The sequence below is a fragment of the Pararhodospirillum oryzae genome (genome assembly GCF_007992075.1).
Lineage (GTDB): Bacteria > Pseudomonadota > Alphaproteobacteria > Rhodospirillales > Rhodospirillaceae > Pararhodospirillum > Pararhodospirillum oryzae.
The window spans coordinates 1-8,253 of sequence record NZ_BJZO01000130.1; the positions used below are offsets into that span (position 1 = coordinate 1).

Below are 8,253 nucleotides of genomic sequence, written 5' to 3' on the forward strand. Positions count from 1 at the left end.
TATACGGTCCCGGCCCGGGTTCCCAAGTACGATCCCCGCCCTCCCTCAGGACGTTTCGCGGGCCAGGGTGGCGAGGGTGCGCATCAGGGATGACAGGCCATCCAGGCGCATGCGGGGCGTTTCCCAGTCGCGGCGGCAGACCAGGCGGTGGTCGGGGCGCAGCTTGATGGTCGCCACGTTCTGGCCGATGTAGCGCACCAGGCCGGCCGGGTTGGGATAGCGGTTGTCGCGAAAGGCGAGCATGGCGCCCTTGGGGCCGGCATCCACCTTTTCCACGTTGGCGGCCCGGCACCACACCTTGATCGTCACCACCCGCAGCAGGTTTTCCACCTCGGGCGGCAAGGCGCCGAAGCGGTCGATCATTTCGCCCGCCAGACCCTCGATTTCCGATTCGTCGCTCACGGTGGCGATGCGCCGGTAAAAGCCCAGGCGCAAACCCAGGTCGGGCATGTAGGTTTCGGGGATCAGGATCGGCGTGCCCAGCTGGATCTGGGGGGCCCAGTCGCTATCCGCCTCGGTGGCGGCGCCATCGCGGGCGGCGGCCACCGCCTCTTCCAGCAGTTGCTGGTACAGCTCGATGCCCACTTCCTTGATGTGGCCCGACTGCTCGTCGCCCAGCAGGTTGCCGGCACCCCGGATGTCCAGGTCGTGGCTGGCCAGGGTGAAGCCGGCCCCCAGGCTGTCGAGGGTGCCCATCACCTCCAGCCGGCGCTGGGCGGCCTTCGACAGGCTGCGCCCCGGCGGCAAGGTCAGGTAGGCATACCCGCGCGACCGGCCCCGGCCCACGCGCCCGCGCAACTGATACAGCTGGGCGAGGCCGAACATGTCGGCGCGGTGGATGATCATGGTGTTGACCCGGGGCATGTCCAGGCCGCTTTCGATGATGTTGGTCGCCAGCAGCACGTCGTACTGACCATCGGCGAAGGCGGTCATCACCTCTTCCAGGCGGGTGGCGGCCATCTGGCCATGCGCCACCGCCACCTTGATGTCGGGCACCAGGGCGGCGAGGCGCACCAGAACCTGATCGATGTCCGACAGGCGCGGGCACACATAAAAACACTGCCCGCCCCGGTAGCGTTCGCGCAAAATCGCCTCGCGCACCACCACCGGGTCGTAGGGCAGCACGAAGGTCCGCACCGCGAGGCGATCCACCGGCGGGGTGGCGATCAGGCTCATTTCGCGCACGCCGGTGAGCGCCAGTTGCAAGGTGCGCGGAATCGGGGTCGCGGTCAGGGTAAGAACATGGACATCGGCCCGCAGCTGCTTCAGGCGCTCCTTGTGGGCCACGCCGAAGTGCTGTTCCTCGTCGATGATCAGCAAGCCCAGGTCCTTGAACGCAATCCCCTTGGCGAGCAGGGCATGGGTGCCGACCACGATATCCAGGGTGCCCCGGGCCATTTCCTCCTTCACCGCCTTGGTGTCGCGCGGGCTGACCAGGCGCGACAACTGGCCGATGCGCACCGGCAGGGTTTCAAAGCGGGCGCGGAAGTTCAGGTAGTGCTGGCGGGCGAGCAAGGTGGTGGGCACCACCACCGCCACCTGACGGCCGCTCATCACGGCGGCGAAGGCGGCGCGCAAGGCGACCTCGGTCTTGCCAAAGCCCACGTCGCCGCACACCAACCGGTCCATGGGCCGGCCCGAGGCCAGATCGTCCAGGGTTTCGGTGATGGCGCGCAACTGGTCGTCGGTTTCGGTGTAGGGGAAGCGGGCCGCGAACTCGTCGTACAGCCCTTCCGGCGCGCTCATCACCTCGCCGGCCTTCAACTGGCGCTGGGCCGCCACCTTGATCAGCTGTTCGGCCATGTCGCGGATGCGCTGCTTGAGCTTGGCCTTGCGCGCCTGCCATGCCGCGCCGCCCAGCTTGTCGAGCGCCACCCCGGCCTGCTCCGAGCCGTAGCGGGTCAGGACCTCGATATTCTCGACCGGCACGTAAAGGCGGTTGTTGTCGGCGTACAGCACCCGCAAGCAGTCGTGGGGCGCGCCGCCGGCGGTCAGGGTTTCCAGGCCCTCGTACTGGCCGATGCCGTGTTCGGCATGCACGACCAGATCGCCTTCGCTCAGCGCCGAAATGTCGGGGATGAAGCGATCGCCCAGGCGCTTCTTGCGCACCGGCCGCGACAGGCGATCGCCCAGGATGTCGGTTTCGGTGATCACCGCCAGATCGGGCGTTTCAAAGCCCCGCTCCAGGGCCAGCGTGAGCACGACCACGGCCTTGGCGCCCTTGGCCTCGGCCTCCGCCCACGTTTCCACCGTGACCAGCGGCGAAAGCCCGTGTTCGCGCAGCAGGCCGGCCAGGCGTTCGCGCACGCTAAGGGCTGCCGCCGTGATCACCACCCGGCGCCCGGCCGCGCGCTGGGCCTGGGCGTGCTCGCACACCGCGCCGTAGAGATTGGCATCGGGGCGCGCGCGCACGGGGGCGAAGTCGTGGCCCAGGCGGCCGTGGCCGTCGATCACCGTGCCCGCCGCTTCTTCAACATCCACGGCGCCAAACGGGGTGAGGGCCGCGCCGGGCCGGGTCGCGATGTGGCGGGCGAACTCGTCGGTGCCCAGGAACATCCGGGGCGGCGGCACCGGGTGGTAGATCATGCCGCCCTCGGTCCCCGCGCCACCGGCTCCCGCCACCAGGGTGCGGGCGTCGAAGTACTCCAGGATCTGGTCCTGGCGGGCGGCAAGGGCCGCGTCCAGGCCGTGGTCGAGGGTGATCGGGCCTTCGGGCACGTAGGCGAACAGGGTATCCAGGCCCTCGTGGAACAGGGGCAACCAGTGCTCCATGCCCAGGTGCGCCCGCCCCGCCGAAACCGACTCGTAGAGCGAATCCGCCGAGGCCGGGGTGCCGAACAGCTCGCGGTAGCCCGACCGGAAGCGGCTGATCGACTCCTTGTCCAGCCCCACCTCGCTCATGGGGCGCAAGATCAAGGAGTCCTGGGTGCCGGTGGTGCGCTGGCTGACCGGATCGAAGCGGCGGATCGATTCCACCTCGTCGCCGAACAGATCCAGGCGCACGGGCTCGGGCTGGCCGGGGGCGAACAGATCGATCAGGCCGCCGCGCACCGCGTATTCGCCCGGCTCCATGACCTGCTCGGCGCGGGTGTAGCCGTGGCGGTTGAGGTAGTCCATCAACCCTTCCACCGACACCGTGCGCCCCACCCCCAGGGCGAACACCCCCCGGGCCAGGGTTTCGCGCGGCGGCACGCGCTGCAAGATGGCCGAGGCGGTGGTGAGCACCACCCGCCCGCCGGCCGGGGCCGGCTCGTTGGCCGCCAGACGGCACAAGGTGGTGAGACGGGTGGCCACGATCTCGCGATGGGGCGACACCCGGTCGTAGGGCACGCAGTCCCAGGCCGGGAACTCCAGGATCTCGATCTCGGGATGGAAAAACGCCAGCGTGGAGGCAAGGCGGGCCAGGCGCACGTCGTCGCGGGCCACGTGCAGCACGGCGGGCACGTCCGGGCGGGCGGCCAGGGTGCCCAGCATCAAGGCGTCGGCGCCTTCGGGAACACCGGCCAATGTCAGGCGGGGGCCGGCGACCAGCGGATCAAGAACGGGTTTCAAGGGGGAACCTGCCGCGCTTGCGGGGAAAGGGGACGCGCCCCGGGGTCTTGGGGATCGGGGGAGTCGGGGCGCGGGCACGCGAAACCAGGCCAGCCCGCGCACGCCCGGGGCCGGCCCGACCGGGCGTCAGGGCGTCAGGCGGAACGCCTGCAACAAGGCCATGACATCGTTGCGATACACCTCGGGCATGGGCTGGCGTTCCAGGATCCAGTCCATGATGTCGGGGTCGTGCTCCTCCAGCAGGGCCTCGAAACGGTCGAGCTGATCGTCGGGCATGGTGGGCACGCGCGCGCGCGCGAAGGCGCCCAGGAAGAGATCGGCTTCCTTGCTGCCCCGGTACGAGGAGCGGTAGATCAGGCGCTTGCGGCGCAAATCAAGGGGGGTCTCGTCGGTCATCGGATCCCTGGGGCCAGGCGGGAAGGAAGAACCCTGCCTCGGCACCGAGACAAGGGGCTTGCCCTTGTTATATAGACCAGGGCCTGCCCCCTGTCAGCCGCCCCATCGTCGCGCGCGCCAGGGAAGTTGCCCTATCGTTCCCTTGATGCCGGAAGCGGTTGTGCCCATGCGTCCCCAGCGTCTCAATCCCTTGTTTCGTCCGCTGGCCTCGCTCAAGGGCGTGGGCAAGGCCCTGGGGCCTTTGGTGGCGCGGCTGGTGGGTGGCGAAAAGGTGGTGGACCTGTTGTGGCACCTGCCCTCGGGCCTGATCGACCGCCGCTTTCGCCCGCCGATTGCCGAGGCCCCGATCGGCGTCATCGCCACGTTTTGCGTGAGCGTCGAGGCCCACGATCCTCCCGCCCCCCATTCGCCCGCGCCCTATCGCGTGCTGGTGCGCGATCCCAGCGGGTTCATGACCCTTGTCTGGTTTCGCGCGCGGGCCGAAACCGTGCGCGCCCTGCTCCCCGAGGGCACCACCCGGCTGGTCAGCGGCCGGGTGGACAGCTTCGACGGCGGCCGCCAGATCGTCCATCCCAACCCGATCGCGCCTCCCGAGGAGGAAGCGCGGGTGTGTCGGGTGGAGCCGGTTTATCCCCTGGCCGCCGGGGTCGCGGCCGGATCGCTGGCCCGGCTGATGGGCCAGGCCCTGGCCGATCTGCCCGATTTGCCCGAATGGCTGGATGGCCCCTTGCAGGCGCGCGAGGGCTGGCCCGGCTGGCGCGAGGCGGTGAGGGCCGTCCACGCGCCCGAGGACGCACGCGCCCTGTCGCCCGATCACCCGGCCCGCCGCCGCCTGGCGTTCGACGAACTGCTGGCCGGGCAACTGGCCTTGATGCTGGTGCGCGCCGCCCAGCGCGAACGCCCGGGCCGCGCCCTGGCGCCCACCGGACGCCTGCGCGAGCCGGCCCTGGCGGCGGTGGGCTTTGCCCTGACCGGGGCCCAGACGCGGGTGCTGGCGGAAATCGACGCCGATCTGGCCCACCCCTCGTGCATGCTGCGCCTGTTGCAAGGCGACGTGGGCAGCGGCAAGACGGTGGTGGCGTTGATGGCCCTGCTGGCGGCGATCGAAAACGGGGCGCAAGGGGCCCTGATGGCGCCCACCGATCTCCTGGCCCGCCAGCACATGGAAAGCCTGAAGGGCCCGTGCGCCGCCGCCGGGATCACGCCCGTTCTGCTCACCGGGCGCGACCGGGGCCGGGCGCGCGAGGCGGTGCTGGCCCAGATCGCCGACGGCACCGCCTCCCTGGTGATCGGCACCCATGCCTTGTTCCAGGACGACGTGGTGTATCACGACCTGGCGCTGGCGGTGATCGACGAACAGCACCGCTTCGGGGTGCAACAGCGCCTTGCCCTGGCGGCCAAGGGGCGGGCGGTGGACGTGCTGGTGATGACCGCGACCCCGATTCCGCGCACCTTGACCCTGACCCAGTACGGCGACATGGATGTGTCGCGCTTGGACGAGAAGCCGCCCGGGCGGGTGCCCCCCGATACCCGGGTGCTGTCGCTTGCGCGCCTTGACGAGCTGGTGGCCGGGGTGGGGCGCGCGGTGGCGGCCGGCAGCAAGGTGTATTGGGTGTGCCCGCTGGTCGCCGAATCGGAAACCGGCGACCTGGCGGCGGCCGAGGCCCGCCATGCCCACCTGACCGAGGTCCTGGGGCCCCGCATCGGGCTGGTGCACGGCCGCCTGAAGCCCGCCGAGCGCGACCGGGTGATGGAAGGCTTCGCCGGGACCGACCTGGACGTTCTGGTGGCGACCACGGTGATCGAGGTTGGCGTGAACGTGCCCACGGCGCGGGTGATGGTGGTGGAGCACGCGGAACGCTTTGGCCTTGCCCAGCTTCATCAGTTGCGCGGGCGCATCGGGCGTGGCGGCGGGCGGGCCACCTGCCTGCTGGCCTACGGGGCGCCCCTGGGCGAGGTCGCGCGCCAGCGCCTGGAACGCCTGCGCGAGACCGACGACGGCTTTCTTATCGCCGAGGAGGACTTGCGCCTGCGCGGCGGCGGCGAGGTCCTGGGCACCCGCCAAAGCGGCCTGCCCGGGTTCCGGCTGGCCGACCCGGTGGCGCAGGGCGATCTGCTCGACATCGCCCGCGCCGATGCCCGGCGCATCGTGGAAACCGATGCCGGCTTGCAAGGCCCCCGCGCCGAGGCCCTGCGCACGTTGCTTTACCTCTTTGAACGCGACGCGGCGGTGCGCACCTTGCGCTCGGGGTAGGGGGGATCCCGGGGCGCGCTTCGCGTGTTGTCAAAAGGCAGGCTTGGCCGCGTTCCTGGCCCGAATCTTCACCAAAACGTCCGGGCTGTTGATGCGTGCCAGCTCCGCTTCGCCCTCGGCGGCCATGTCCAGGCCATTGGTCTCGCACAGCGACGCCAGCGTGACCATCACCCCTCCCAACTCCTGTTCCGGTTCTCCCTTTGGTCGGTTGAACACATACTCGACAAGCTGATGGGCTGAGTCGCGGGTGAAGCCCAGCGCCTGCACCAGTTCCAGGGATTCCTCCAGAAAACGACGGTTTCGTTCGGCGCGGTCCCCGGCGATGTCACTTCCGAAGCAGTCGAGCACCCACGACTGAACCCGCTCCTGGAACGGGGCGCCCCGGGCTTCGGTTTCCGGGATGTTGGTTTGTGTGCTGTTCTCGTCCATGAAAATCCTGCCCGTTTTTTTGGGGGGGGCCGAAGACCGGCGCCTTCTTTAGTCCGACGACAAGGCGGGCCAGGCTTCCTCAAGGGTGATCACCAGGTTCTTTGACTGCAAGGCATTGAGGGCGATTCCATGGACGATTTCGCTGGGCGCCGTGCACAGATCGCCCATCACCCGGACCGTGAGGCCGTCGGCCAGGCGCGACAGGGCGGTGAAGGCCACGCAGTTCTGGGTCATCATGCCGCAGATCAGCACCTCGTCGCTGCCGGCGAGGGCGTCCATCAAGGGGGTGTCCTGGAAGGCGTCGGCGTGGTGCTTGATCACGACCGGCGCGCCCTCCGCCGCCGCCAGGATCGCCGGACGCAGGGCACTGCCGGGACTACCGGCCGCGAACAGGCCGGTCGGCGCGGAGGAAACATGGCGCACGAGCACGACCCGCTCGCTCCGGGCCCGCGCCGTGGCGATCGCGCTTACGATCCGCGCCTCGGTTTCCTCGGCCCGCCAGAGCGGGAGCACGCCACCGGGGAAGTAGTCGTTCTGGATATCGATCACAAGAAGGGTGCGTGTCATGGGAAAACTCCTTGGGTTTGCCTTCCAAGGAGGTAGCGGGTTGTGCGCGGGGATGTCAGTGGCCCGATGGACAGTTTTCGTGTAAATCGGGCCAATGCGCCTCGCCATTCTCGCCTACGAAGGCATCAGCCTGTTCATGCTGTCCACGCCGCTCGCGGTGTTTGGCGAACCGTTCCTGGCGAGCGGGCATCGGGTGGAGGTCTGTGCCGCCGTGCCCCGGTTCTTGGCCGGGGGCGGCCTGACCCTTGAGGCTTCTTGCCCCCTTGAGGCGGCACGCGAGGCCGACGTGGTTATCCTGCCCGGCTGGCGGGACGCGGAGGAGCCGGTGCCCGCCGATATCCTCGCCGAACTGCGGGCGGGAGAGGCGCGCGGGGCGATCGTCGTGGGGCTGTGCCTTGGCACCTTCGGCCTGGCCGAGGCTGGTTTGCTTGACGGGCGGCGCGCGACGACGCACTGGGCCCGCACAGAAACCCTCGCGGCCCGTTATCCGAGGATCCGTGTCGAATCGGGCGTTTTGTTCGTGGACGAGGGGCCGGTCCTGACCTCGGCCGGGATTGCCTCGGGGCTGGACTGCTGCCTCCACCTGCTGGCGCGTCTGTCCGGCGTGGGCGAGGCCAACCGGGTTGCCCGGCATCTTGTCGTGGCGCCGCAGCGCGCGGGAGCCCACCCGCAACTGATCGAGCGCCCGGCCCCGGGCTCGTCGGCCGACCGGCGCGTGGCCGATATCCTGGAAGTCCTGCGCGCGGATCCGTCGAGGACGCCGGCCCTGGATGAGCTGGCGGCGCAAGCCGGCATGAGCCGGCGCAGCCTGACCCGTCATATCCAGGCGCGCACCGGGGGCAGCCTGGGCGACTGGATGCGCCGGGTCAGAGTGGCCCGCGCCCAGGAGCTGCTGAGTACCGGCGCGCGCGGCCTGGACGATGTGGCGGTGCGCTGTGGTTTCCCCGATGCCCAGGCTCTGCGCAAGGCATTCCGCGTTGAACTCGGCCTTACCCCGACCCAGTGGCTGGCGAGCCATGCCAACCAAGGTTTCCTGACCGGAAAAGGACCGTATA

At 69.8% G+C, this 8,253-nt stretch carries 6 protein-coding genes; 2 read left to right on the top strand and 4 right to left on the bottom strand.

Annotated features, from left to right (window positions below):
• Window positions 1-45 precede the first annotated feature (45 nt).
• A complete protein-coding gene (gene mfd, locus ROR02_RS15500) occupies window positions 46-3,474 on the bottom strand; it encodes a transcription-repair coupling factor (RefSeq protein WP_407672667.1) in 3,429 nt (1,142 codons plus the stop codon).
• A 204-nt stretch (window positions 3,475-3,678) separates the two neighbouring features.
• Window positions 3,679-3,948 (bottom strand): succinate dehydrogenase assembly factor 2, encoded by a 270-nt coding sequence (locus tag ROR02_RS15505; protein WP_147164957.1) that lies wholly within the window; start codon window positions 3,946-3,948, stop codon window positions 3,679-3,681.
• Between the two features lie 166 nt (window positions 3,949-4,114).
• On the opposite strand from ROR02_RS15505, the gene recG reads away from it, so the two are divergent.
• On the top strand, window positions 4,115-6,202 hold the full coding sequence (recG, locus tag ROR02_RS15510; RefSeq protein ID WP_147164958.1) for an ATP-dependent DNA helicase RecG: 2,088 nt from the start codon (window positions 4,115-4,117) through the stop codon (window positions 6,200-6,202).
• Window positions 6,203-6,232: 30 nt separating this feature from the next.
• Here the strand turns inward: recG and ROR02_RS15515 are convergent, their stop codons facing one another.
• A complete protein-coding gene (locus tag ROR02_RS15515; protein ID WP_147164959.1) occupies window positions 6,233-6,631 on the bottom strand; it encodes a hypothetical protein in 399 nt (132 codons plus the stop codon).
• 48 nt (window positions 6,632-6,679) lie between these two features.
• Window positions 6,680-7,198 carry a cysteine hydrolase family protein gene (locus tag ROR02_RS15520; RefSeq protein ID WP_147164960.1) on the bottom strand — a complete coding sequence of 173 codons (519 nt, stop codon included), beginning with the start codon at window positions 7,196-7,198 and terminating at the stop codon, window positions 6,680-6,682.
• A gap of 94 nt (window positions 7,199-7,292) precedes the next feature.
• Here ROR02_RS15520 and ROR02_RS15525 point away from each other — a divergent pair.
• Window positions 7,293-8,253 (top strand): GlxA family transcriptional regulator (locus ROR02_RS15525; RefSeq protein WP_147164961.1); only part of this gene is annotated, 961 nt, incomplete at its 3' end.

Coding starts and splice junctions, on each gene's coding strand:
- mfd (WP_407672667.1), bottom strand. CDS start 3,474: ATGCTGGGCACCCTGGCCGCCCGCCCGGACGTGCCCGCCGTGCTGCAC.
- ROR02_RS15505 (WP_147164957.1), bottom strand. CDS start 3,948: ATGACCGACGAGACCCCCCTTGATTTGCGCCGCAAGCGCCTGATCTAC.
- recG (WP_147164958.1), top strand. CDS start 4,115: ATGCGTCCCCAGCGTCTCAATCCCTTGTTTCGTCCGCTGGCCTCGCTC.
- ROR02_RS15515 (WP_147164959.1), bottom strand. CDS start 6,631: ATGGACGAGAACAGCACACAAACCAACATCCCGGAAACCGAAGCCCGG.
- ROR02_RS15520 (WP_147164960.1), bottom strand. CDS start 7,198: ATGACACGCACCCTTCTTGTGATCGATATCCAGAACGACTACTTCCCC.